Origin of the sequence: Pseudomonas sp. NFACC05-1, from assembly GCF_900100135.1 — a bacterium.
In the GTDB taxonomy this organism is placed as follows: domain Bacteria; phylum Pseudomonadota; class Gammaproteobacteria; order Pseudomonadales; family Pseudomonadaceae; genus Aquipseudomonas; species Aquipseudomonas fluorescens_Q.
The window spans coordinates 913,332-936,831 of record NZ_FMTR01000001.1; the positions used below are offsets into that span (position 1 = coordinate 913,332).

Annotated in this window: 22 protein-coding genes and 1 pseudogene; 11 read left to right on the forward strand and 12 right to left on the reverse strand. The window is 62.4% G+C overall.

The genetic code is table 11. From position 1 onward, the window contains the following. The first annotated feature begins 15 nt into the window (after window positions 1-15). The 4 genes from BLO97_RS03915 to BLO97_RS03930 all read left to right on the forward strand — a co-directional run bounded on the left by BLO97_RS03915 (window position 16) and on the right by BLO97_RS03930 (window position 4,754). Complete coding sequence (locus tag BLO97_RS03915) at window positions 16-1,008, forward strand: helix-turn-helix domain-containing protein (RefSeq protein WP_092345034.1); 993 nt, start codon at window positions 16-18, stop codon at window positions 1,006-1,008. A gap of 69 nt (window positions 1,009-1,077) precedes the next feature. After that, window positions 1,078-2,010, forward strand: a complete 933-nt coding sequence (locus BLO97_RS03920; RefSeq protein ID WP_092141289.1) for a SphA family protein — start codon at window positions 1,078-1,080, stop codon at window positions 2,008-2,010. Window positions 2,011-2,022: 12 nt separating this feature from the next. After that, on the forward strand, window positions 2,023-3,279 hold the full coding sequence (locus BLO97_RS03925) for an MFS transporter (RefSeq protein WP_092141286.1): 1,257 nt from the start codon (window positions 2,023-2,025) through the stop codon (window positions 3,277-3,279). Window positions 3,280-3,296: 17 nt separating this feature from the next. Next, complete coding sequence (locus tag BLO97_RS03930) at window positions 3,297-4,754, forward strand: amidase (RefSeq protein WP_092345036.1); 1,458 nt, start codon at window positions 3,297-3,299, stop codon at window positions 4,752-4,754. A 136-nt stretch (window positions 4,755-4,890) separates the two neighbouring features. On the opposite strand, the gene BLO97_RS03935 is transcribed toward BLO97_RS03930, so the two are convergent. Beyond that, window positions 4,891-6,378, reverse strand: a complete 1,488-nt coding sequence (locus BLO97_RS03935; protein ID WP_092345038.1) for an aldehyde dehydrogenase family protein — start codon at window positions 6,376-6,378, stop codon at window positions 4,891-4,893. Between the two features lie 208 nt (window positions 6,379-6,586). Here BLO97_RS03935 and BLO97_RS32080 point away from each other — a divergent pair, with 208 nt between their 5' ends. Further along, window positions 6,587-7,558 (forward strand): methyl-accepting chemotaxis protein, encoded by a 972-nt coding sequence (locus tag BLO97_RS32080; protein WP_092141278.1) that lies wholly within the window; start codon window positions 6,587-6,589, stop codon window positions 7,556-7,558. 52 nt (window positions 7,559-7,610) lie between these two features. Here the strand turns inward: BLO97_RS32080 and BLO97_RS03945 are convergent. Further along, a pseudogene (locus BLO97_RS03945) lies at window positions 7,611-8,212 on the reverse strand (hypothetical protein); the annotation flags it as partial. Window positions 8,213-8,505: 293 nt separating this feature from the next. On the opposite strand from BLO97_RS03945, the gene BLO97_RS03950 reads away from it, so the two are divergent. From BLO97_RS03950 to feaR, 3 genes are all read left to right on the forward strand, one after another. Beyond that, complete coding sequence (locus BLO97_RS03950) at window positions 8,506-10,005, forward strand: APC family permease (protein ID WP_092141271.1); 1,500 nt, start codon at window positions 8,506-8,508, stop codon at window positions 10,003-10,005. Continuing rightward, window positions 9,950-10,570 (forward strand): DUF3156 family protein, encoded by a 621-nt coding sequence (locus BLO97_RS03955; protein WP_170867281.1) that lies wholly within the window; start codon window positions 9,950-9,952, stop codon window positions 10,568-10,570. The genes BLO97_RS03950 and BLO97_RS03955 overlap by 56 nt, the downstream gene beginning before the upstream one ends. 123 nt (window positions 10,571-10,693) lie before the next feature. After that, entirely contained in the window at window positions 10,694-11,656 is a 963-nt protein-coding gene (gene feaR / locus BLO97_RS03960) for a transcriptional regulator FeaR (RefSeq protein WP_092141268.1), read from the forward strand. Between the two features lie 98 nt (window positions 11,657-11,754). Here feaR and BLO97_RS03965 read toward each other — a convergent pair whose 3' ends face one another. The 6 genes from BLO97_RS03965 to BLO97_RS03990 form a co-directional block, all read right to left on the reverse strand. Further along, window positions 11,755-12,522 carry an SDR family oxidoreductase gene (locus BLO97_RS03965; RefSeq protein WP_092141266.1) on the reverse strand — a complete coding sequence of 256 codons (768 nt, stop codon included), beginning with the start codon at window positions 12,520-12,522 and terminating at the stop codon, window positions 11,755-11,757. After that, window positions 12,515-13,315 carry an SDR family NAD(P)-dependent oxidoreductase gene (locus tag BLO97_RS03970; RefSeq protein ID WP_092345040.1) on the reverse strand — a complete coding sequence of 267 codons (801 nt, stop codon included), beginning with the start codon at window positions 13,313-13,315 and terminating at the stop codon, window positions 12,515-12,517. The genes BLO97_RS03965 and BLO97_RS03970 overlap by 8 nt, the downstream gene beginning before the upstream one ends. Next, window positions 13,308-14,129, reverse strand: coding sequence for a molybdenum cofactor biosynthesis F family protein (locus BLO97_RS03975; protein WP_092141259.1), 822 nt, complete (start codon window positions 14,127-14,129; stop codon window positions 13,308-13,310). The genes BLO97_RS03970 and BLO97_RS03975 overlap by 8 nt, the downstream gene beginning before the upstream one ends. 78 nt (window positions 14,130-14,207) lie before the next feature. Next, window positions 14,208-14,867, reverse strand: a complete 660-nt coding sequence (locus tag BLO97_RS03980; RefSeq protein ID WP_092345042.1) for a helix-turn-helix transcriptional regulator — start codon at window positions 14,865-14,867, stop codon at window positions 14,208-14,210. 51 nt (window positions 14,868-14,918) lie between these two features. Continuing rightward, window positions 14,919-15,284 carry a cupin domain-containing protein gene (locus BLO97_RS03985; protein ID WP_092141253.1) on the reverse strand — a complete coding sequence of 122 codons (366 nt, stop codon included), beginning with the start codon at window positions 15,282-15,284 and terminating at the stop codon, window positions 14,919-14,921. Between the two features lie 183 nt (window positions 15,285-15,467). After that, the gene (locus BLO97_RS03990; RefSeq protein WP_092345044.1) at window positions 15,468-16,766 is read right to left on the reverse strand and encodes an NAD(P)/FAD-dependent oxidoreductase; all 1,299 of its coding nucleotides are present in this window, start codon (window positions 16,764-16,766) and stop codon (window positions 15,468-15,470) included. A 311-nt stretch (window positions 16,767-17,077) separates the two neighbouring features. Here BLO97_RS03990 and BLO97_RS03995 point away from each other — a divergent pair, with 311 nt between their 5' ends. From BLO97_RS03995 to hpaR, 3 genes are all read left to right on the forward strand, one after another. Next, a complete protein-coding gene (locus BLO97_RS03995; protein ID WP_092345046.1) occupies window positions 17,078-18,247 on the forward strand; it encodes a p-hydroxyphenylacetate 3-hydroxylase oxygenase component in 1,170 nt (389 codons plus the stop codon). Between the two features lie 66 nt (window positions 18,248-18,313). Then, complete coding sequence (locus tag BLO97_RS04000) at window positions 18,314-19,255, forward strand: p-hydroxyphenylacetate 3-hydroxylase reductase component (RefSeq protein ID WP_072347828.1); 942 nt, start codon at window positions 18,314-18,316, stop codon at window positions 19,253-19,255. Window positions 19,256-19,527: 272 nt separating this feature from the next. Beyond that, entirely contained in the window at window positions 19,528-19,950 is a 423-nt protein-coding gene (gene hpaR / locus BLO97_RS04005) for a homoprotocatechuate degradation operon regulator HpaR (protein ID WP_092141241.1), read from the forward strand. A 145-nt stretch (window positions 19,951-20,095) separates the two neighbouring features. Here the strand turns inward: hpaR and hpaI are convergent, their stop codons facing one another. From hpaI to BLO97_RS04025, 4 genes are read right to left on the reverse strand one after another with little or no spacing between them, the layout of a single operon-like run. Further along, on the reverse strand, window positions 20,096-20,893 hold the full coding sequence (gene hpaI / locus BLO97_RS04010; RefSeq protein ID WP_063321382.1) for a 4-hydroxy-2-oxoheptanedioate aldolase: 798 nt from the start codon (window positions 20,891-20,893) through the stop codon (window positions 20,096-20,098). Between the two features lie 14 nt (window positions 20,894-20,907). Next, window positions 20,908-21,711: a 2-oxo-hept-4-ene-1,7-dioate hydratase gene (gene hpaH / locus BLO97_RS04015; protein ID WP_092345048.1), complete on the reverse strand. Its 804-nt coding sequence runs from the start codon at window positions 21,709-21,711 to the stop codon at window positions 20,908-20,910. Window positions 21,712-21,723: 12 nt separating this feature from the next. Then, window positions 21,724-23,028 carry an MFS transporter gene (locus BLO97_RS04020; protein WP_092345050.1) on the reverse strand — a complete coding sequence of 435 codons (1,305 nt, stop codon included), beginning with the start codon at window positions 23,026-23,028 and terminating at the stop codon, window positions 21,724-21,726. Window positions 23,029-23,080: 52 nt separating this feature from the next. Next, window positions 23,081-23,473, reverse strand: coding sequence for a tautomerase family protein (locus BLO97_RS04025; protein ID WP_092345052.1), 393 nt, complete (start codon window positions 23,471-23,473; stop codon window positions 23,081-23,083). Between the last annotated feature and the right edge of the window lie 27 nt (window positions 23,474-23,500).

Consider the following 23,500-nt stretch of genomic DNA (forward strand, 5'->3'; position numbering starts at 1 on the left):
TCAAAGGTCGGGTCAATGAACAACTCCAACATGGCGCAGCCAGCGGTCTCGTGGGACCTGTTGCCGACGCTGCCGATCAATCGGTTCCGCACCGCTGACATCGATGAGCACGCCCGCAACATGGGGGGGTGGCAGGTCTGCTATGACCAGTTGACCCCCGGGCGTTTCGACGGTGAGTTGATCGAGTTCCGCTCGGACTGGATGCAACTGGTGCGCGACCGCTCTAATCAGGCCATGACCAAGCAAGGCATGGCCTGGGAGGGCGCCATCACCTTCAGCGTGCCGCTGAGTGCCGATGGACCGGTCTTTTGCTCCGGGCACCCGATTATCGAGCCCAGCCTGTTGGTCGCCCGCGGCCAAAACCTGCCCGAGCTGCGCACCCCCCAGCATCTGGATCTGCTCGGGGTCGCCATCGACGAGCAGGCGTTGGAACATGTGCTGGAGCGCCAAGGCAGTCGCTTTCGAATTACCGATCTTCCCAAGTGTTACCGTCTTGGCAATTCGACGCTGCCCGCCGAGCTTGCGGCGTTGTTCGATGAGCTTGAAGGCGGCGAGCAGGGGCGTGATTCGTTGCTGGGGTACGAGTCGATTCGCCGGGGCCTGCGGGACACGGTGATGTTGCACATATTGGAACTGGTGGCGCCTGACGAAGCGCCGCCGCTCAGCCCCACGGCGCGCAAACGCATGGTCGACCGCGCCCGGGAATATGCCTTGACCCATGTCGATGAGCCGCTGTCGATCCTCGACCTGTGCAATCACATCGGTGCCAGCCGACGCAAACTGCAGTATTGCTTCCAGGAGACCCTGGGCATCAATCCGGTGGCTTATCTGCGGGCGTTGCGCCTCAATGCGGTGCGCCGTGAGCTGCGCAATGGCGATCAGGCGCTGGGTGTGCAGGAGGTGGCAGCGCGCTGGGGGTTCTGGCATTTGAGTCGGTTTTCCAGTGATTACCGGACCCTGTTCGGCGAAACCCCATCACACACGTTGCGCCGCACGCATCTGTGCTGAAAACGGATAACGGCTGACCGGCCGGCTCCCTAGGATGACCCCGACACCACATGGTCGGAGGGGCATTCGATGTACCAAAACAAAAAAACAAACACCTGGCACTGTACGTGGTTAACCCTGGGGCTGATCGGTGCCTGCACCGCTGCCCATGGCACCGAAAACGGCGCACCGACCACGGCGGTCGGGGTCTATGATTTCGGCGCGGGCATGATGCCGCCGGCCACGCCCTTTGGCACTGTCGGCCTGCGTACCGCGTTCTATTCGGCCAACGTACAGAAAGATCGCCACGGCAAGTCCGTGGACAACCATTTCTCCCTGGATGTCTTGTCCATCGGCCTCGCCTACATGCGCATGACCGATTACACCGTGCTGGGCGCCAAGTATGGTTTCGGCGCCGTAGTGCCGTTTTTCCAGATGGACGCTTCGCTACAGGTGCAGACCCCTGTCGGCCCGCTGGACCTGGAAGCCGATCCGTTTCGCATGGCCGACATGCAGGTGTTGCCGGTGATTTTGCAGTGGACCCTGTCGCCGAACCTGTTCGTCAATGCCCAGTTCCAGATCCAGGCCCCCACCGGCGACTACGACAAGGATCGCTTGATCTCGCCGGGCCTCAACCACTGGACCTTCTCGCCGATCCTCAACGCCACCTACATCTCCGACAGCGGCTTCGAGGTGTCTTCGAGCTTTGAGGCCGACATCAACACCCGCAACCACGCCACCGACTACAAGAACGGCGTCGAATACCGCCACGAGTTCGCCGTGGGTCAACACGTTGGCCCTTGGACGGTGGGCGTGGGCGGCTATTACTACCGGCAATTCACCGATGACGATGCGCCGGGCCTGGAGGCGGGCAATCGCGCCCGGGTGTTGGCGGTCGGGCCGGCGGTGAGCTACTTCAAGCCTGGCATTCCACCGGTGTGGCTGCATGTCTACAAGGAGCTCGATGCGCGCAATCGCGCCGAGGGCTATACCGCGGCGCTGCGTATTTCCCACAGTTTCTAGAAGGGGCTCGTCATGAACCAATCAAGTTCCGTTTCAACGGCGGCCACCCCGTCGCGCCAGGCCAGTTGGCGCGAAGGCGCAGTGCTGATGCTGGGCAGCAGCCTGACGATCATGGGCGCGGTGATGGTCACGCCGATCCTGCCCCGGTTGGGTGCCGAATTCGGTCCCTTGGAACCGCGCGCCGATCTGCTGGTGCCGTTGGCGATCACCGGTCCCGCCCTGGCGATTGCCGTGTGCGCGCCGTTGGCTGGCTGGTTGGCCGACCGGGTTGGACGCAAGGCGTTGCTGGTGATTGCCACGGTGCTCTACGCCTTGCTCGGTGCATTACCGGCCCTGCTCGATAGCCTGACTTCGATTGTCGGTGTGCGGCTGTTGTTCGGGTGCACGGAGGCGGCGGTGATGACCTGCTGCGCGACGCTGATCGCCGACTATTGGCAGGGCGAGGAGCGGTTGCGTTACGTCAACCGGCAGGTGGTGACCATTGGCCTGGTGGGGGCGCTGTTTTTCGTGGTGGGCGGTGTGCTCGGCGAGCACTCGTGGCGTGCGCCATTCCTGTTGTATCTGCTGCCACTGCTGCTGGTGCCGGCCATGATGAAAATCCTCTGGGAACCGCCGGTGACGAAGCAGCAGAAGGTCGAGCAGCGCGTCGATGAGTCGGCTCCGGCCAAGGTCGCCGTGCTGCCACTGCTGGTCGGCTACCTGATGATTCTGGGCGGCATGGTCTTGACATTCATCATGCCTATCCAGGCGCCGACGTTGTTGGTCAGCCTGGGCGTCACCTCCAGCACGCTGATCGGCCTGGCGGCGGGGCTGAGCCTGTTGGCGACCTTGGGCGGTTCGCTGATGTGGCCGTTGCTGCGCCGTCGCTTCGGCATCGCCGGTTGCAACGCATTGTTGCTCGGCTTGATGGGCCTGGGGCTGTGGTTGCTGATGCGCGGGCAAAGCTACAACGCTGTGCTGGTGGCGGTGTTCATCCAGGGCCTGGGGGCCGGGTTGCTGGTGCCCAATGTGATGGCGCCGGTGATGAATGCCTTGACCGCCAACACCCGCGGCCGGGGTTTGGGCGGGTTTACCTCGTGCCTGTACATCGGCCAATTCGTCAGTCCGCTGGTGGTGGCGTCGGTGGTTGTCTTCGCCGGTGACCTGCGTCACGCCATCCAGTGGCTGGCCCTGGCCAGTTTTACCTTGGCATTGCTCTGGGTCATTGCCGGTCTGCGTGCACGGGGCCAGGGGCAGGCGAGCACCGTCGGATCACATCAATCGTCGTGACATAAGGAATCTGAAACATGGGTATGCAAGACATCCACCATTTGATGGACAGTGAAGACGCCACGGCGCTGGCCGAGTGGGTCAGGCGTGGCGAAGTCCAGCCCGGCGAACTGCTGGAAACCGCCATCGAGCGCCTGGAGCGGGTCGAGCCGCAGCTCAATGCGGTGGCCGAGCGTTTGTACGATTCGGCCCGGCAAGCCGTGCGCACGCCACAGGTTGGCCAAGGCTTGCTGGCCGGTGTGCCAACCTTGATCAAAGACCTGTTTTCGCCGGTCCACGGCGCGGCGATGACTAACGGCTCACGCGCACTGGGCGACTTCCGGGCGGATTTCGAATCGGAAGTCGTGACGCGTCTGCGTCGTGCCGGATGTCAAGTGATGGGCACCAGCACTTCGCCGGAGTTCGGCACCTCGTACTCCACCGAGTCCGCGCGCTTCGGCGCCACCCGCAACCCCTGGAGCACCGACCACAGCGCCGGTGGCTCCAGTGGCGGCGCGGCGGCGTTGGTGGCGGCCCGGGTGGTGCCGTTCACCCATGGCAACGACGGCGGTGGTTCATTGCGCGTGCCGGCGTCTTGCTGTGGCGTGTTCGGGTTCAAGCCCAGCCGTGGCCTTATGCCGTCGGGGCCGATAGTGGGCGAGGGCTGGGCGGGGATGGGCACGCCCCATGCGATTACCTTGTCGGTGCGCGACAGTGCGGCGCTGCTGGACGCCACCGCCGGGAGGGACCTGGGGGCGCCCTATGCCGCGCCGGTCCAGGCGTTGCCGTATGTGATGGCGGTGCAGGCTGATCCCAAGCCGTTGCGCATTGCCCTGGTCGAGCAACTCGAGCCTTGGCCTACGTCACCCCAGAGCCTTCAGGCGGTGGGCGAGGCCGCGCGGTTGTGCGAGTCCCTGGGGCACCGTGTCGAACCGGTGAGCCTGCCGGTGGGATTGCTGGAGTTTCTCGACCACGTGTTCACCATCATTGGCGCCAGCTCTCGTCACTATGTCGACCTGCTGGGCCAGATGCGTGGGTTTGCCGTGCAGGCCGAAGAGCTGGAGGTGCGCACCCGGATCATCTTGCGGGACAAGGGCAACGTCAGCGGCGCCCAATATGCCGCGGCGGTGGAATGGATTCATGCCCTCGGCCGGCGGTTGGCGGTGTTCATGCAGGATTATGACGTGATCCTGAGCCCAGTCCTGACCCGTGAACCGGTGCTGATTGGCGAGCTGGATCTGCAGGATGTGTGCATGAGCCTGGATCAATTGATCGAGCGCTACCACAGCTATTCGCCATTCACTGCACTGTTCAATGCCAGCGGCCAGCCGGCGATGTCCGTGCCGTTGTCCTGGAGCGCCAATGGCCTGCCGATGGGGGCGCATTTTGCCGGTCGCTTTGGCGAGGAAAACACTTTGCTGGCCCTGGCCGCCCAACTGGAGCGCGCCCAGCCCTGGCGTAGCCGAGTTCCACCGGTCAACGCCTGTCGGCGGTGAAACTGGGAGCCTGCTCGCGAAGGCGTTGGGTCAGTCGGCATCATGGTTGACTGATAGTCCGCTATCGCGAGCAAGCTCGCACACAAACGGGATTTTTGCGGGTAGGGCTCTGGGGTTGTTACAGAGCCCTTGAAGGTCAGTAGCGGATCATCACCGACTTCAGTTCGGTGTAATCATCAATGAATGCACTGCCGAATTCACGGCCTATTCCTGAAGATTTACTGCCGCCAAAAGGCACCGCCGGGTCGAGCAGGGTGTGCATGTTCACCCATACCGTGCCGGCTTCGATGGCGGGGACCATGCGCAGGGCCTTGCCCAGGTCGTTGGTCCAGAGGCTGGCACTCAGGCCATAGGGCGTGTCGTTCATCAGTTCCAGCAATTCTTCCTCAGTGTCGTAAGGGAAAAACGTGGCGATCGGGCCGAAGGTTTCTTCGTTGAGCAGGCTGTCGTCGCGGCGATTGGCGAGGATGATGGTCGGCTCCACATAGCAACCCGGTCCATCGATCAGCTTGCCGCCGTGGACGATGGTGTTGTTCTGTGCGCGGGCCTTGGCGAAGAATTCCGCGAGTTTGCGCTGGTGCTGGCGGTTGGTCACCGGGCCGAATTCGGTGCGTTCGTCCAAGGGCGAGCCGATGGTGAGTTTGCTCAGGCGCTGCGCCAGTTTGTCCATGATCGACTCGATCTGCGAGCGATGAACAAAGAACCGTTCCGCTGCTGCACAGATCTGTCCCGAATGCAGAAAGCCGGCCTCGATGATGCCGTTGACCGCCACCTCGGGATCGATATCACGCAGGAACCCCGCCGCATTCTTCCCGCCCAGTTCCAAGGTTGCACGGGTCAACCCGGCGCCCATGGCCGCTTGGCCCACCGCCAGGCCGGTGGGCACGGAACCGGTGAATGAGACCTTGTTGGTGCCTGGGTGTTCGATCAGCCCTTTGCCCACTTGGCCGCCGCCGGTCAACACATTCAGGGCACCGGCCGGAAGGCCGGCCTCGATGGCCAGTTCAGCGATGCGCAGGATGGTCAGCGGGGTGAACTCGCTGGGCTTGATGATGATGCTGCAACCGGTCACCAGGGCTGAGGCCAATTTCCAGATGGCGATCATGGTGGAAAAATTCCACGGTACGATACCGACCACCACTCCGACCGGTTCGCGCAAGGTGAATGCGGTATAGCGTTCGCCAGCGAAGGAGGGCAGTGATGGGGTGATCGTCTCGCCGTTGATCTTGGTCGCCCAGCCAGCGTAGTAGCGCAGGAAATGTGCGGCCTGGTCGACTTCGAAGGCCCGGGAGACGTGGATGATCTTCCCCGACTGGCAGGTCTCGATCTGCGCCAGCTCTTCGCGGTTGCGTTCCAGCAGGTCTGCCAACTTGAGCAGCACATGGCCGCGGACCGCGGGTGCCGTTTGGGACCACTGCTTGAAGCCGCGGCGGGACGACTCCACCGCCACATCAATGTCGCCGGAAGTGGCGTCGCTGACCTGGGCGATGACTTGGCCGTTGGCAGGATTGACGACGTCAAGTGTCTGGCTGCTCTGGCTTTCGACGTAGCCACCGTCGATGAACAGGGCGTGATGTTTGCCGAGGAAGGCTTCGACCTGAGGCAGCAGGGCAATATCGCTCATGAGGGTTTCCTGATCACGAATAGGGAAAGCCCCGAGGGTAATCCCGGCAGGATCATCCAGCTTGACTGTGCCTGCCGCGCCGTATGTCTGTGGCTGCCAGCCTGGGTGGTTGGCAGCCAGGAGCAAGGCCTCGTGCAGGCAGGGACAAGCCAGCCAGGCCGGTTTGCGATCAGATTCGGGTTTCGACTTGATGGCATAGGGGCGGGCGATGTTTCTCCAGACCAACAAACAGAGACTGGCGTTGACTGCGCAGGTGCAACGCGTGCTGACCGGCGAAACGGAGGACACGCCACAGCTCGACGCGTATCCGCAACTGCGCACCGTCCTTGAGCAGCATGCACGGCAGGTGGCGAGCGCGACTGCACATCTGCATCAGGTCGAAGCACAAGTGCAGGCGCAAACCCTGCAATGGCAGCACTGCGAGCGTGAGATGCACAGGGTTCGCCAGCAATTGGAGCAAGCCCTTGAGCGCGAGCAGGCGCTTGAAGTTCGTCTGGGCGAACACAGCCAGCATCTACAGCAACAACGCCAGGATGCGCAGATCTGGGAGTTGCTGCAATCGACCTTGACTGAAGGCTGCTGGGATATCACGGTCGTCAACGGTGACCTCCAGCACCCGGCCAGTGGCATGCGCTTTTCCAGTCAGTTCCGTTCGCTGCTGGGGTATGGGCCGGATGACTTGCCCGATGGCTGGGATGCCCAGGTCGGCATCACCCACCCGGACGACTTGCCCAAGATCATGGCCATTTTCGATCAGGAAATCCTTGGCTCCCAGGGCAGCGGTGAATACGTCTTCGAATACCGGATGCGCCACAAGACCCGGGATTACATCTGGTGTCGTGAACGCGGTCGGGCGGTACGCGACTCGCATGGGCAACTGGTGCGGGTCATTGGTGCGGTGCGTGATATCAGCGATGAGCGCTCGGCCCAGTCCACCCATCAGCGCATGCTCGAACAGAACCAGGTGACCTACGCCCAGATTGCCACGGTGGTGGGGGTGATCAAGGGCATTGCCGACCAGACCAATCTGCTCGCCTTGAACGCCGCGATTGAAGCCGCCAGGGCCGGAGATGTCGGGCGCGGTTTCTCAGTCGTGGCCGATGAGGTGCGCAAGCTGGCGCAGAGCACCCGGCAGGCGACCCATCAGATCCAGACCATGTTGCATCAGCACAAACAGTAAGCCGAGCGGGAGCTGCCGTCGGGGCAGCTCCCGCCACGTTCAGAACGCAACCGCCACGGTTCTGGCCGTTGAACATCGAGTCCCAGTCCTTGGAGTAACGGCTGTAGCGATAGGTCAGGTCCGGTGTCCAGGGCAGGTCGGCGAAGGTGTAGCCGGCTTCGCCGTACCAGGCTTTCTCCGGGCCCGCGTCCTTGTCCTGCCAGGCGTACTCGAAGGAGAAGTGGGCGTTTTCGATGCCAGCATTGCCGGCGCCGCGCAGGCTGTAGATGTCCATGCCTTCGTGCTGTTTCTGGAAGTTGCTGGCGTAGCGGTCATCGACATCGATGCCATGGATATAGGCCAGCCCCAGGGTGCCAGGCGCGGCGGTGTATTCCAGGGTTGGCCGTCCCGTAGAAACTGCCCAGGTTGCCGAGTGTCTGGTCGATACTCAGGCCATACTTAATGAAGCCTTCGCGCCAGCTTGAACCACCGGTGGAGCCGTCGTAGTTCTTGCGGCTGTTGAACAGCCCGTAGACCGCCAGGAAGTTGCCGATGACGGTGGTATCTTCGTCGGAATAAAGCTCATAAGCCTGGGCCGGTGAATCGGCGACCAGCAGGGCGATGCCCAAGCCGATGGGCATTGCGCAGCAGAGGTGTACGGCGTGTGTGCCCCATGGTGGAATTCCCCAGTGCGATTGGACAGTAGAGCGCGCATTAAGGGGAGAGGTACCCAGGGAAGTCTTTCACCTGCCTGCCATGGAGTTGATCCAGGCCGCCAGCGCGGCGGTGTTGGCAGGCAGCAACAAAACCGGCGGCAGACATGGGCAAGACGCCCGGCGCGGTGCGGCGCAGAGTAAGGCTACACGCAACGCCGTTTCGATCAGGGACTGGTTGGGGAAGGCATGATCGCCGGTTCCTGGACGGCTGTGGCATCCATACTAAAAATCCGCTTTCGAGGACCTTGCACCATGTCGATCAATGACAGGCTCACCGAGCACTTGAACCGGGGTTCGGTGGGCTTTCCCACCGCGTTGGCCAGCACCATTGGCCTGATCATGGCAAGTCCCGTGATTCTCACCGCGACCATGGGCTTTGGCATTGGCGGCAGCGCCTTTGCCGTGGCGATGCTGATCGCCGTGGTAATGATGCTGGCCCAGGCGACGACGTTTGCCGAGGCGGCGTCGATTCTTCCGACCACCGGCTCGGTCTATGACTATATCAACTGTGGCATGGGACGTTTCTTCGCGATTACTGGCACCTTGTCGGCCTATCTGATTGTCCATGTGTTCGCCGGAACCGCCGAGACCATCCTGGCCGGCGTCATGGCCCTGGTGAACTTCGAACACCTCAACACCCTGGCCGAATCGGCAGGTGGCTCCTGGTTGCTGGGCGTGGGGTTCGTGGTGGTCTTTGGCGTGCTCAACGCGTTCGGCGTCAGCGCCTTTGGCCGGGCCGAAATCATCCTGACGTTCGGCATGTGGACCACCCTGATGGTGTTCGGCGTGCTGGGCCTGATCGCCGCTCCGGCAGTGGAGTTGGAGGGCTGGTTCGGCGCGTCCGTGGTGGGCACCGATATGGTCACGGTGCTGTCGCTGGTGGGCATGGCCATGTTCATGTTTGTCGGCTGCGAATTCGTCACGCCGCTGGCACCGGACCTGCGCCAGTCCGCTCGGACCATGCCCCGGGCCATGATGCTGGGCTTGTTCAGCGTCGCCACCTGCATGTTCATCTACGGTGCGGCGATGAAGCGCCAAGTGGAAAACGTGCTGCTCGATGCCACCAGCGGCGTGCATCTGCTGGACACCCCCATGGCGATTCCACGCTTCGCCGAACAGGTCATGGGCGATATCGGCCCGATGTGGCTGGGCATTGGCTTTCTGTTTGCCGGTGCGGCGACCATCAACACCCTGATGGCCGGCGTACCGCGGATTCTCTACGGCATGGCGGTGGATGGTGCGTTGCCGAAAATCTTCACCTATCTGCACCCGCGCTTCAAGACGCCGTTACTGTGCATCCTGGTGGCGATGCTGATTCCGTGCCTGCACGCGTGGTGGCTGGGTGGCAATACCGACAACATCATGCACCTGGTGCTGGCCGCGGTGTGCGCCTGGAGTTTTGCCTACCTGCTGGTGACCGTGTCGGTGGTCAGCCTGCGGATTCGTCGTCCCGATCTGCCGCGGGCCTATCGCTCGCCGTGGTTCCCGTTGCCACAGATCCTGTCCAGTGTCGGCATTATGCTGGGCATGTGGTTCATCACACCGCCCGGCATGAACCCGGCAGACATCTACGTGCCCTTCGCGGTGATGCTCGGTGGCACGGCAGCGTACGCCTTGTTCTGGACCCTGGTGGTACAGAGGGTCAATCCATTCAAGCCAGCGTCGGTAGAAGACGTGCTGGCCAAGGAGTTCTCCCATGAACCAGGGCAACTTGCGGGCGAGTTTGTCGACCCTGCTGCAAAAACTGTCTGAGTTGTTCAGCGCCCAGCACACCCCGGCCGGGTATCGGCCCGGGGTGACCCTGGAACACCTGCGGCGCAACCTGGCGCTGGCGCAATTCGAGGTGACGGGCCTGACCACGGCGACGGCAGCCACCGACGATGGCAGCTTGCAGTTGGAGATCGTCGAACGCACCGAGTCGCAGTTGTTGATGCACCTGGTGATGACCGAGTTCGTCCTGCGCGTGCCTGCCTCCCGAGAGGGCACGGCGCGCCTGGAGCTGCACCACGGCGGGGCTGTTCGGCGCAGTGGTATTCGCTGCCGGCAGCGGGACGGGCGCAGTGACCTGGCGGACCGGTTGCAGGCGGCGGTGGAGCAGGATCTTGTGCTGTATCAGGCCCTCATGCCCCTGGATTTCAAACGGCTGCGCATCGATTTGCAGGGACGCCAGTGGTGCGTGCGCCTGGAACACATGGGCGGTAGCGAAGTGGTCAATCGCATGCCGGCCTTTCGTCGGTATATCCCGTTGAGCCGCGAGCAGCGCTGCGTCTTGCTGGCAACCTTGAGCGGTCTGCAGCGGGTACTGGCAACGCTCTGATTCTGTTGTGCTGCCCTGGCATCATTCCTGCTACTGCTCTGGCGATCAGGTACTTGTTGCGTGCATATAGATAACATGTTAACTATTGCCGCACAAAAACAAAAAGCCACTGCGGAGAATGCCATGAGCATGCAACAGGTTGGGCAGGACGGTCTGGACACCTGGAACCGGGATCTGCGGGCGACTTGCGGCCACTTCGATACCGAGCTGGCCTTCAATCGTTCCCTGTTTATTGGTGAAGTGTCGAATTTCCATCGGGGTGGCCTTGCCCTCGCGAACCTGCGCACCAACGCCGGTAGCATCAAGCGTCACCTACCCAACGCGGATCACGACGATGACCAGGATTGCTTCCTGGTCAGCCAGCGCAGCGGCTACTGCCGCATTACCCAGAACGGCTTGAGCATTCAGCTGGCACCCGGTGAACTGCTGCTGATGGATTCCGTGGGGGCGCTTGAGATCAGCCCGTTCGGCCTGATCGAGCACGCGGTGCTGTCCTTGTCTCGCCAGGACGTGTCGCGACAACTGGGCGGGGAGACCAAGACTTTCGGCAAGGTTTCGTCCAGCAAGGCGTGTGGGCGGATGCTGCATGTCTTGATGGACCAGCTGTGCAGGGACACACCCGACGGCGAGGGCGCCGCGGGCGAGGGTGAAGCGTTGCAGAGTGCCTTCGTTTCGCTGTTGGGCTCGGCCTTGGAGCACAGTAGCGATGCCCGTGATGAGGGGGTTGCGTTGCAGGGCAGCCATCTGCGCAGCTATGTACAGAAGGTCATCGACGAGTCACTGACCCAGCCCGGCCTCAGCCCGGTGGGCCTGGCCAATCGACTGAATATTTCGGTGCGGCATCTGTATCGATTGTTCGAAGAGCAGGATGACAGCGTTTGCCGCTATATCCAGCGGGCCCGGCTCAAGCGCAGCGCTGATGACCTGACCAATCCGTTCCTGCGGGACGAGTCCATTACCTCGATTGCCTACAAATGGGGCTTTACCGATTCGGCGCATTTCAGCCGTTCGTTCAAGAAGCAGTTCGAGCTGTCGCCCAAGGAGTTTCGTTCCAGCCGTTTGCAGGAGGGGCAAGGGATGGCTTGAATGAGGTCGTCGTTGACTGGATGATCGCTATCGCGAGCTTGCTCGCGATGACGGTGGTCCATCCACCCTCACCGCAAGCTGACTCCCCCCACTCAGGTTCAGACCTCCGGCAACGTCGAACCCCCGTCGACCACCAAAGTCTGCCCGGTCACATAACTGGCCAGGCTCGATGCCAGGTACAGCATGGCGCCGGCGATGTCACTCGGTTGGCCCAATCGACCCAGCGGCACTCGGCGGGCAATGTCCTGGTTGACTTCATCGTCGCCCAGGTTGGCCATGGCCGGTGTCGCGATCATGCCCGGCTCGACCCCATTAACGCGGACATTCTCGGCCGCCAGTTCCAGCGCGGCATTGCGAATGAAACCATTGACCCCGGCCTTGGAGGCCGCGTAGTGGCTGAGCCCTGGATACGCCACCCGCGGGCCGGTGACCGAAGAGGTCACCAGCACGCAGCCTCGGCCCTGGCGTCGGAACATCGGTAGCGCGGCCTGGGTCAGCCAGAACAGCGCCGACAGGTTCACCGCCAGCGTACGCTCGAGCATCGACGGGGTGATCTCGGCGAACGGTGTCAGCGGAAAATACCCGGCGTTGTGCACCAGGGTATCCAGCCTCCCCAAGCGCTGCTCCAGCTCGGCCATCATCCCGAAGACCGCCGTTGCGTCGGCCAGGTCAACCCCCACCGCTTGTACCTGACAGCCCTCGGCAGTCAATTCGTCGGCCACCGCTTCGGCGCGCGCCAGGCCAAGGTCGGCGATGACCACGCGAGCCCCACGCAGGGCAAACGCTTCAACGATGGCCCGGCCAATGCCCTGGGCGCCGCCCGTGACCAATACGGTCTGGCCGCTGAAATCCAGATCCTCAGACATCGCTGGCCTCCATCCGGCTGAAGGCCAGTGTCGGTACATCGACAATGTTGGAGCCGCCATCGGCCACCAGCGTCGCCCCGGTGATGATCGACGCATCAGGGGAGGCCAGGAAGCGGCAGACGTTGGCGATTTCCTCCGCGCTGGCCGGCCTGCGCAACGGCACGTCGGCGCAGACCCGGTCATAGGCCTGTTGCAACGTTTCGCCATGGAACTGCATCAGTGCCTGCATTTCTTCATCGGCCATGGGGGTGCGGACCCAACCTGGGCAGATTGCATTGACCCGTACGCCGTGAGGCCCGTAATCCCTTGCCAGGGAGCGGTTGAGGCCTAACAGCGCATGCTTGGCTGTGGTGTAGCCGCACACGTGGGGGCCTGCCGCCAACGAAGCGATGGAGGCAATCAGCACAATGTTGCCGGCGCTTTCCTGCAGCAGTGGCAGGCACGCCCGGGCGCTGTAGAAGGCGCTGTCGAGGTTGCTGCGCAGTGCCGCTTCCCAGGCCGATGGCTGAGTCTCAGTGGCGCTGCCCATGCCCAAACCACCGGCACAGGCGAGCAGCACGTCGAGTCGGCCATGGCGCGTGAAAATCTGCTCGATGAAGCCGTCCCAGGTGTTCGGACAGGCCGCATCGCCCACCAGCACCAGGCCGCCGATGTCCTCGGCGAGTGCTTCCAGGGGCTCGCGACGGCGGCCGATCAGCACCAGGTTGGCGCCTTCGGCGGCATACAGGCGGGCGCAGGCGGCGCCGATGCCGGTACCGGCACCGGTGATCACCACGGTACGTGATTCAGGCATCGGGATACTCCGTCTGATTGAGTACCTGGCAGTAGGAACTGACCGGGAAATTGGAGAACTCATCGAACGACGCACCGGCGTAGCCGAAGATCTTGCCGTCGCTGCGGTGCTGTTGCAGGTCGATCAGCACCAGGCCCAGGGTCGGGATGATTTTTTCCCGCCAGACGAACAGGTACAACTGATCGGCGATCTTGTAGGTGTCGCAGCGATCGGTGTCGCACAGGCCTTGCTCAACGCCCTTGAGGCACTGCCAGGAGTAGAACTGGTCGTTGAGGTAAATGTGTTCGTAGACCTCGCTCGGGCTGTAGCGATACAAGTTGCGCAGCCCCACCAATTCGGTAGTCGGTGTGTGCGGGCACAGGCCAGGCTGCCAGGGACGATCGAGGCTGCCGTGCAGGAACTGCGCTTGAACCGAGGTCAGGGGCTTGCCGGCCAGCGCCCGACTGTAGAGGCCTTCGCCGGTTTCCGGCTGGCTCGGCATGCGGCCGATCACGGCGGTGAAGGCGGCGCTGGCGGTATCGAGCACCAGGCTTACCGACAGCGTCAGCTCGCCTTCGCGCTTGATGAAGTCCACCAGGTACAGGCCCGGGCGTACGGATGTGGCCCGGTAGGTCGCGCTGCCGTTGGAGTGCCCATCGGCGGCGTTCCAGGTCAGGGTGTCCTGCTCGAAGCGGTGCTCGATCTGCCAGCCATTGGCGAAATGCAGGGTGAAGGTCTTGCTGTCCAGGTCGGCCAGGTTTGGCAGGATGAAAGCTTCGGGGGCAAAGCCATCGGCCAGGGCGCCGACGGTGATCCAGTCTGAAGATGTGCTCATTACAAGGCTCCGGTGGTTGAATTAGCCACACGGATCATGCGGTGCCGGGTAACGGCGGACTATCAACCAAATGGTTGATCAGAGGAACAGTGCGCTGACCAACTCGGTACGGCTGCTCACACCTACCTTGCGAAACAGGTGGATCAGGTGAGTCTTGATGGTCGGCAAGCCCACCTCCAGCTCCCGGGCCAATTGCTTGTTGCTGACGCCTTGGCGCAGCAGCCAGGCAATCTGGCGCTCCTTGGGCGTCAAGTCGCCCAGTGGGTCCTCATGGCTGGGCAAATGGGCCGCGGCCAGTTGCAGCAAGGCCTGCAACGCGCTGAGTTGGCTCAACTGCTGGCTGGTGAAGACACCTTGCTCGGCGGTGCGCAACAACGAAATCGCGGCTTGAGGCTGACCATCGCGATGGGCGAAGACTTCCACCACGTCGACCACGCCGTAGCGCTGCAGGAAGTCCCGATAACGATGGTTGTCACGCAGCGGTTGGCGGGTCATTGCCAGGCTCAACGGCACAACGGCCAACTCGCTGGACACGCAGTGGCGCGGGTGCAGCGGATCAAATTGGCGATAGTTGTCCAGATAGTCGCGGTGCATCTCGCCGCTCATCCTGTGCAGACTGAAGTCGTGGACCTGCAGTTGCCGATCAACGCAGTAGAACGCCGCCCGGCTGACGGGAACGAGCTGGGTAAATGCGTGCAGGCACTGGCTGGCGATGTCCTGGGTGGGGATGAGGTTCATGGTCGCACCTTCGCCGAGAGGGCTGCCGGTCGGGCCGGCAGCCAAGTCCGATCAGGCTACCGCGAAGTAGTGCTTGACGAAACTCTCGCTGACCACTTCCCACAGCACCGGTGTGCCCTTGGTCACGAACCAGCTGTCGCCGGCCTTGTAGCGGGTGCTCTGGCCGGTGGCCTCGTCGGTGAGCACCACTTCACCGGTGACCACGGTGGCGTGTTCGGCGAAGGGATAGACCATCCGGAACTTGCCTTGGGTGGTACCGAAGTAGGCGCTGCTGACGGGGTCGGTTGGTGCGCCGAAGGTCATCTTGCCGAAGGCTTTGACTTCGCCTTCGAGAATCTGCGAACCGAGATCGGCGACGGTGCCCCAGGCGTCCAGGTCGGACAGCTGGATGTCTTTTTTGACGGTGATAAGGGGCATGGCAGTGACTCCTGATGATTAAAAAATAGCGAAGTTGGAAGGGGTTTTTGTGACGAGGGGATTTATCCCTGCTGGGCGCGCAGCGACCCCTGAAAAAACCTGCATCTGCGCTGCTTATGGGGCTGCTTCGCAGCCAGCGGGGATAAATCCCCTCGCCACAGGGTGTATGTTCAGCCACTCATCTCAGCGACGGCCGTTCCAGTAGCCCGACAGCTGATGCCAGGACTTGCCGGCGGTCAGCAGCAATGGACGAATGGCGTCTTTGCCGATGATGGTCGGGCGCCGGATCGAGCTGACCAGGTCGTAGCGCGCCGAGCCTTCGCTCATGCCTTCGGCCAGCACCTTGCAGATGATGTGGCTCGGCGTGACGCCAAAGCCTGAGTAACCCTGGACGAAAAACGCGTTGCTGCGCCCGGGCAGGGTGCCGATCTGCGGGAACAGGTTCGGGCTGCACGCCATCGGGCCACCCCAGGCCAGGTCGATCTTCACGTCCTTGAGGTACGGGAAGATCTTCAGCATCAGGCGCCGGTTCCAGGCCTTGAGATCCTGGGGGATGTGCTCCACCAACGGCGTGGCGGCACCGAACAGCAGGCGGTTTTCGTTGGTGACTCGGTAGTAGTCGATCACCGGGCGAATGTCACTGTAGGCACCGCGAATCGGGCTGATGCGCTGGATCAGTTCGTCCGACAACGGCTCGGTCATCATCTGGAAGGCGTAAGTGTTGATGGTCGAGCGGTGCAGTTCCGGTTCCAGCTTGTTGAGGAAACTGTCGCAGGCCCACAGCAGCTTGCTGGCCCTGACCGAGCCACGCCCGGTACGCACGGTGATGCGCTCGCCATAACTGACTTCCAGCGCCGGGCTGTTCTCGAAAATCCGTACGCCGTGGCTGGCCAGGGCCTTGGCCTCACCCAATAACAGGTTCAGTGAGTGCACATGCCCGCCACCCATGTGCAGCAAGGCACTGCCATAGGCCTTGGAACCGATGATCTGCTGCACCTCGGAGCCGCCGAGAAAGCGGATCTCGTGTTTGCTGTTGACTGACTTGAAGTCTTTTTCCCAGGCCCGCAGGGTTTTCTCCTGGCGCGCGTTGAAGCCCATGTAGCCGTAGCCGTGGCAGAAGTCGGCATCGATGGCGTACTTGGCGATACGGTCCTTGATGATGTCGGCGCCCAGGTCGCTGATCTCGAAGATCTGGCGCAGGCCGTCTTCACCCACGTCCTTCTTGATCTTTTCCAGGTCATGACCGATGCCGGCCATAATCTGCCCGCCATTGCGCCCAGTGCCGCCGAACCCCAGGTAACGCGCCTCCAGCACCACGATGTTGGTGATGCCTTTTTCGGCGAGCTCCAGCGCGGTATTGATCCCGGAGAAACCGCCGCCAATGACCACAACATCGGCGTCCACGTCCTGTTCCAACGTGGGGAAGCTGAGGTTGTATTTCTTGGTGGCCGTGTAATAGGTGGGCGTTTCGATATTGATCATGACGCAACCTGACAAAGTGAAAGGAAACTCCGTTGCCACGCCTTCGCAAGGCATTGCAGGGGATGGCCCTATTAAGAGCCTTGGCGGGGCGCTTGTCTTGATCATCCGTGCCGGGGGATTTGACCGAGCGCGCCATGGCGCCGAAAGCTGCCCCATGAAAAGTACAATCTTGGATCTGGAAGGTGCATTTTTCACCCGCCTGTGATTGCCCATACTGGACCGGCCTTAATCACTGATCCCGCTGTTTGTGCAACCTCAGGTTGCCGGGCAGAGACGGGATTGGCAGATGCCAATAATAAAAGAGCCTGTCCATGAAAAAGCCAAACCCGCTGCTCGAAGACCTCAAGCCCCTCCTGCCGGTCATTGCCGCCAATGCCTTCCAGGCGGAGAAAGACCGTAGCGTCCCTGCCGAAAATATAGCCTTGCTCAAAAGCATTGGCATGCACCGGGCCTTCCAGCCGAAACCCTACGGTGGCCTGGAGATTTCCCTGCCGCAGTTCGCCGATTGCATCGCGCTGCTGGCCGGTGCCTGTGCCAGCACGGCCTGGGCCATGAGCCTGTTGTGCACCCACAGCCATCAGTTGGCAATGTTCCCGGCCAGGGCCCAGCAGGAAATCTGGGGCGATGATCCCGATGCCACTGCCAGCAGCAGTATCGCGCCGTTTGGCCGCACCGAGGAAGTCGAGGGCGGTGTGACGTTCAGCGGTGAAATGGGCTGGAGCAGCGGCTGCGATCATGCCGAATGGGCGATCGTTGGGTTTCGCCGTAAAAACGCCGAAGGCGCCCAGGACTATTGCTTTGCGGTGCTGCCGCGTAGCGACTATGAGATTCGCGATGACTGGTTCGCGGTGGGCATGCGCGGCAGTGGCAGCAAGACGTTGATCATCGACAACGCTTTCGTGCCGGAACACCGGATCCAGAAAGCCAAGGACATGATGGAGGGCAAGTCCGGCGGATTCGGCCTGTACCCCGATAGCAAGATTTTCTACTCGCCATACCGCCCTTACTTCGCCAGTGGTTTTTCCACGGTCAGCCTGGGTGTGGCCGAACGCATGCTGGAGGTCTTTCGCGAGAAGACCCGCAACCGCGTGCGGGCCTACACCGGTGCGGCAGTCGGTGCCGCTACCCCGGCGTTGATGCGTCTGGCCGAGTCGACTCATCAGGTGGCCGCGGCCCGTGCCTTTCTGGAGAAAACCTGGCAGGAGCACGCCGAATACGGTGAGCGCCACGAATACCCCAGCCGGGAAACCCTGGCGTTCTGGCGGACCAACCAGGGTTACGCCACCAAAATGTGCATCCAGGCCGTCGACCGCTTGATGGAGGCGGCTGGCGGCGGCGCCTGGTTCGAGAACAACGAGTTGCAACGGCTGTTCCGCGACGCCCATCTGACCGGCGCCCATGCCTATACCGACTACGACGTTTGTGCGCAGATTCTCGGTCGTGAGTTGATGGGCCTTGAGCCTGATCCGTCCATGGTTTGACCGCCTGTTCGTTGTACCCCTAGAACAATAATCGAGGCCGTCGCTCGAGGCGGCCGGGAGTCTTGCATGTCCAGTCTTTGTGATACCGCTTTCGATACCCGCGCATTCCGCCGGGCCCTGGGTAACTTCGCCACCGGCGTGACCGTGGTCACCGCTGCCACTGAAGATGGCCGCAAGGTCGGTGTGACAGCCAACAGTTTCAACTCGGTGTCCCTGGACCCGCCATTGATCCTGTGGAGCATCGACAAGCGTTCGAGCAGCCATGGCGTGTTCGAAGCCGCCAGTCACTTTGCGGTGAACGTGCTGGCCGCCGACCAGATCGACCTGTCGAACAACTTCGCACGACCCAAGGAGGACCGCTTCGCTGAAATCGAATTCGAAACCGGCGAAGGCGGTGCCCCGGTGTTTGTCGATTGCTCGGCGCGTTTTCACTGTGAAAAATTCCAGCAGGTCGATGGCGGCGATCACTGGATCATGATCGGCAAGGTCGTGGCGTTTGATGATTTCGGACGCTCTCCATTGCTCTATCACCAGGGCGCCTACTCGATGGTGCTGCCCCACACTCGCATGACCAGACGGGAAGAGGGACAGTCCCCCAGCAGTCACTTCCAGGGGCGCTTGAGTCACAATCTGTATTACCTGATGACTCAGGCGCTGCGGGCTTACCAGGCCAGCTACCAGCCGCGTCAGTTGTCTACCGGCTTGCGCACCAGTGAGGCACGAATGCTGATGGTGCTCGAGAACGATGCCGGGCTGAACCTGTGCGACTTGCAGCGGGAGGTGGCGATGCCGGTGCGCGAGATCGAAGAAGCCGTGGCCAACCTCAAGCGCAAGGGCCTGGTGACCGATGAAGGCGAGCGGGTACGCCTGACTGCCAAGGGCATGGATGAGACCGAAGGGCTCTGGGCCATCGCCAAGGAACAGCAGGACAAGGTGTTCGGCCAGTTCGGCGAGGCCCAGGTGGAGCATTTCAAAGCGGTGCTCAAGGGTGTGATCAAGGGCGCTTGAGCTGAAACATGCATCAAGGCTTGGCACCAACCCCTGTGGCGAGGGAGCTTGCTCCCGCTGGGCCGCGAAGCGGCCCCAACACTCCAAGCTCAGATTGCCTGACACTCCGCTGCGACTGATCCAGGGGCTGCTGCGCAGCCCAGCGGGAGCAAGCTCCCTCGCCACAGAGGCCATCGCTTGATCCAGATTCTGTGAACGGATGGTCCGACATGGGGTGGAAGCTGTTAAGATTTAGTTAACTCATTAACTAAATCTTTCTCGCGAACATTCTCATGCCCAAGCCGCGCCAATCCTTGACCCTGACCCTGCTCCAGGCCCGTGAAGCGGCCATGGGTTTTTTCCGGCCTTCCCTCAATCAACATGGCTTGACCGAGCAGCAATGGCGAGTCATCCGCATTCTTAGCCAGCACGATGAGCTGGAGATCAATCGCCTGGCCGAATTGGCCTGCATCCTCAAGCCCAGCATGACCGGCGTGCTGGTGCGCATGGAGGCGGCAGGCATGGTGGTGCGGCGCAAGGCTGAGCAGGATCAGCGCCGGGTGCTGGTGCGCCTGGCGCCGCAAGGACAGGCGAGCTTCGATTCGATGAGCCAGAGCATGGAAGCGAACTATCAGCGTCTGCAGGACAAGTTAGGGGAGGAAAAATTGCAGACGCTTCTGGGGTTGCTCAATGACCTGAAGGCGATCAGGCGCTGAGGCTGGTCTACTTTTGTGGTGAGGGAGCTTGCTCCCGCTGGACTGCGCAGCAGGCCCAAAAGTCTTGAATTCACTGTCGGATTCAAGGGGGCCGCTTCGCGACCCAGCGGGAGCAAGCTCCCTCGCCACGGGGTTTGTGGTGCTGTCAGTACACACCGCCAGCCGCAGGCTTTGGTGTGTCCTTGAACGTCGCCGCCAATGTCTGCAAGCCCCGCATCAACACCGTCGTATCCACGCCCACCGCGACAAACGCCGCGCCGAGTTCGATATAGCGCCGGGCCAGTTTTTCATCGGCACTGAGAATCCCGGCTGCCTTGCCGGCCTGACGGATGCGGGCGATGGCGTCTTCGATGGCCGCTTGTACCTGCGGGTGGCCGGGGTTGCCGCGAAAACCCATGGAGGCGCTCAGGTCCGCCGGGCCGATAAAGACCCCATCGACACCGTCCACCGCGGCAATGGCGTCCAGGTTGGCCAGGCCCTCGCGGCTTTCGATCTGCACCAGCAAACACATCTGCTCGTCGGCTTTGTCGAGGTAACCGGGGATGCTGTTCCAGCGTGACGCCCGGGCCAGTGCGCTGCCGACACCGCGTACGCCATGGGGCGGGTAGTGGATGGCGCGCACCAGTTCGCGCGCCTGGTCGGCGCTTTCCACCATCGGCACCAGCAGGGTCTGCACGCCAATATCGAGCACTTGCTTGATCAGCGCCGTGTCACCGATCACTGGGCGTATCACCGGCTGGCTGGGGTAGGGGGCCACGGCCTGGAGCTGGCCGAGCAAGGTGCGCAAGTCGTTGGGCGCGTGTTCACCGTCGATCAGCAGCCAGTCGAAGCCGGCGTTGGCCGCCAGTTCCGCACAGTAGGCATCGGCCAATCCCAGCCACAGGCCGATCTGCGCCTCGCCGCTGCGCAGGCGTTGCTTGAAGGTATTGATGGGCATGTCCATGAAACGGTCTCCGATCAGACGAAACGGCAGGCGATGGAGCCGAGCATGTCGTAGTCGACGTGGAAGGTATCGCCGGGCTTGGCTGCCACGGGGCGGGTGAAGGAACCACCGAGAATGATCTGTCCCGGTTGCAGGGTGACGTCATAGGCCGCCAGCTTGTTCGCCAGCCAGGCCACCCCTTTGGCCGGGTGATTGAGCACCGCCGCCGAGACGCCGGACTCTTCGATCACGCCGTTGCGGTACAGCACCGCCGGCACCTTGCGCAGGTCGATCTCGGTCGGGCGTACGGCGCGACCGCCCATGACCACGCCGGCATTGGCGGCGTTGTCGGAAATGGTGTCGAACACCTTGCGGGTCGCCTTGGTCTGCGGGTCGATCTGCTGGATGCGCGCATCGATGATTTCCAGCGCCGGAATCACCCATTCGGTGGCGTCGAGCACGTCGAAAACCGTCACATTCGGGCCTTTCAAGGGCTTGCCGAGGATGAACGCCAGCTCCACTTCCACCCTCGGCACGATGAAACGCTCGAACGGGATGTCGGTGCCTTCGTCAAAGAACATGTCGTCCAGCAGCGCGCCGTAGTCCGGCTCGGTGATGTTCGACGACACCTGCATGGCCCGGGAGGTCAGGCCGATCTTGTGGCCGACCAGCTTGCGGCCGTCCTTGATTTTCTGCGCGACCCAGGCGCGCTGAATGGCGTAGGCATCCTCGATCGTGATGTCCGGGTGATCGAGGGAAAACTGCCGCACCTGCTCGCGGGAGCGTTCGGCATGGTCGAGGCGGGCGGCGGCTTGTTGGATGAGGTTCTGGTCAAGCATGGCAAGGGTCTCTTATTGAGGGTTGACGATGGCGGCCTGTGTGCGCAGCACCAGCAAGCCACCAAGGGCGATGAGCAGGGCCAGCACATACAAGGCGAGGCTGGCGCTCTGGGTGGTGTCGCGCATCCAGCCGATCAGGTAGGGCGCGAAGAATGAGGCGATGCTGCCGAAGGAGCTGATCAGCGCGATACCGGCGGCCTGGGTGCCGTTGGACAGGAAGGCTGGCGGCAGCTGCCAGAACATCGGCAACGCCGCACTGGCGCCCATGCCGGCGACAATCAGGCCGCTGAGCACCAGGATTGGATTGCCGGGTGAGAACCCGGTGACCGCAATGCCCAGCGCGGCCATCAACAGCGGTACGCACAGGTGCCAGCGACGTTCGCGATGGCGGTCGGAGGAGCGCCCGCAGCCGATCATGAAGAAACAGCCGGCCAGGTAGGGCACCGCGCTGAGCAGCCCGACCTTGCCGTCGCTGCCGATGCCGGCGCCATGGATCAGGGTGGGCATCCAGAAGGCCAGGGTATTCACCGCCAACATCACGGCAAAGTACACCGCCACCAACAACCAGACCTGCGGATTGTTGAGAATCGCCGAAAACGAGGTGATGGATTTGCGCTGTTCTTCAAGGCTCAGTTGTTCGCGCAGCTGCTGCTTGGCGTGCGGTGTGAGCCACTTGACCGTCTCGAAATCGTCCGGCAGGCATTTGAGCATAACAAGGCCGAGCAGGATCACCGGCAGCCCTTCGATGACGAACATCCACTGCCAGCCACGCAAACCGCCAACATCATGGAAGTGCTCGAGAATGCCGCCGGACAAAGGCCCGCCAATCACCCCGGCCATCGGCACGGCGATGGCGAACAACGCGGTCACCTGGGCCCGGCGCCGGGCCGGATACCAACGGTTGAGAAAGACCAGGATGCCAGGAAAGAAACCGGCCTCGGCCACGCCCAGCAGAAAGCGCAACACGTAGAAACCGGCGGCGCTGTCGATAAGGAACATGCCGGTGGACAAAGCGCCCCAGACCACCATCAGCGTGGCGATCCAGCGCCGCGGACCGACCCGGTCCAGGGCCATGTTGCTGGGCACCCCAAACAGCGCATAGGCGATGAAGAACAGCCCTGCGCCGAAGCCGTAGACCGTGTCGCTGAACTGCAGGTCGGCGCTCATCTGCATCTTCGCGAAGCCGATGTTGATGCGATCAAGGTGGGCAAAGAGGTAACAGACCAGCAGCAGCGGCATCAGCCGCCAGGTGATGGTGGCATGGGTGCGGTCGTGCGCGACGGTGCCGGCGGTGTTGGCGGTATGGGCTGTGCTCATGATCTTGTACTTTTTGTCAGAGAGGCCGATGGGGAACGCGAGGCAGACGGATTCAGGTGGCCTGGCCCTTGAGGAAGGCGTGGACGTTGTTGGCCTTGAAATTGAGCTGTTCGTGCAGCTCGATCATCTCGAACGACAGGGCCAGCAGGCGCTGGGCCTGGAGCTCGGCAAAGTGCGCGGTGATCACCTCGAAGAGTTTTTCCGCGACTTTCTGGCGCGTGGCCAGGTCGCGGCCGTGGCCGACTTTCAAGGTCATGTGTACGAAGGCGTAGTCGTGCTTGCCGTCGGCCATGCGCCAGGTGTCGAGACGCACGCCCCGGCTGCGGATGCCGCCCAGGGGGAACACGCCGCTGTCGCCCAGCAAGGCGTGGACCTTTTCAAACAGGTCGGGCAGGTCGGCTTGTTGTTCGATGTTGTCGGTGTATTCAGCGATGAAATGCGGCATGGGGGCCTCCTGCGTCGGCAGCTTTGA

Coding starts and splice junctions, on each gene's coding strand:
- BLO97_RS03915 (WP_092345034.1), top strand. CDS start 16: ATGAACAACTCCAACATGGCGCAGCCAGCGGTCTCGTGGGACCTGTTG.
- BLO97_RS03920 (WP_092141289.1), top strand. CDS start 1,078: ATGTACCAAAACAAAAAAACAAACACCTGGCACTGTACGTGGTTAACC.
- BLO97_RS03925 (WP_092141286.1), top strand. CDS start 2,023: ATGAACCAATCAAGTTCCGTTTCAACGGCGGCCACCCCGTCGCGCCAG.
- BLO97_RS03930 (WP_092345036.1), top strand. CDS start 3,297: ATGGGTATGCAAGACATCCACCATTTGATGGACAGTGAAGACGCCACG.
- BLO97_RS03935 (WP_092345038.1), bottom strand. CDS start 6,378: ATGAGCGATATTGCCCTGCTGCCTCAGGTCGAAGCCTTCCTCGGCAAA.
- BLO97_RS32080 (WP_092141278.1), top strand. CDS start 6,587: ATGTTTCTCCAGACCAACAAACAGAGACTGGCGTTGACTGCGCAGGTG.
- BLO97_RS03950 (WP_092141271.1), top strand. CDS start 8,506: ATGTCGATCAATGACAGGCTCACCGAGCACTTGAACCGGGGTTCGGTG.
- BLO97_RS03955 (WP_170867281.1), top strand. CDS start 9,950: ATGAACCAGGGCAACTTGCGGGCGAGTTTGTCGACCCTGCTGCAAAAA.
- feaR (WP_092141268.1), top strand. CDS start 10,694: ATGAGCATGCAACAGGTTGGGCAGGACGGTCTGGACACCTGGAACCGG.
- BLO97_RS03965 (WP_092141266.1), bottom strand. CDS start 12,522: ATGTCTGAGGATCTGGATTTCAGCGGCCAGACCGTATTGGTCACGGGC.
- BLO97_RS03970 (WP_092345040.1), bottom strand. CDS start 13,315: ATGCCTGAATCACGTACCGTGGTGATCACCGGTGCCGGTACCGGCATC.
- BLO97_RS03975 (WP_092141259.1), bottom strand. CDS start 14,129: ATGAGCACATCTTCAGACTGGATCACCGTCGGCGCCCTGGCCGATGGC.
- BLO97_RS03980 (WP_092345042.1), bottom strand. CDS start 14,867: ATGAACCTCATCCCCACCCAGGACATCGCCAGCCAGTGCCTGCACGCA.
- BLO97_RS03985 (WP_092141253.1), bottom strand. CDS start 15,284: ATGCCCCTTATCACCGTCAAAAAAGACATCCAGCTGTCCGACCTGGAC.
- BLO97_RS03990 (WP_092345044.1), bottom strand. CDS start 16,766: ATGATCAATATCGAAACGCCCACCTATTACACGGCCACCAAGAAATAC.
- BLO97_RS03995 (WP_092345046.1), top strand. CDS start 17,078: ATGAAAAAGCCAAACCCGCTGCTCGAAGACCTCAAGCCCCTCCTGCCG.
- BLO97_RS04000 (WP_072347828.1), top strand. CDS start 18,314: ATGTCCAGTCTTTGTGATACCGCTTTCGATACCCGCGCATTCCGCCGG.
- hpaR (WP_092141241.1), top strand. CDS start 19,528: ATGCCCAAGCCGCGCCAATCCTTGACCCTGACCCTGCTCCAGGCCCGT.
- hpaI (WP_063321382.1), bottom strand. CDS start 20,893: ATGGACATGCCCATCAATACCTTCAAGCAACGCCTGCGCAGCGGCGAG.
- hpaH (WP_092345048.1), bottom strand. CDS start 21,711: ATGCTTGACCAGAACCTCATCCAACAAGCCGCCGCCCGCCTCGACCAT.
- BLO97_RS04020 (WP_092345050.1), bottom strand. CDS start 23,028: ATGAGCACAGCCCATACCGCCAACACCGCCGGCACCGTCGCGCACGAC.
- BLO97_RS04025 (WP_092345052.1), bottom strand. CDS start 23,473: ATGCCGCATTTCATCGCTGAATACACCGACAACATCGAACAACAAGCC.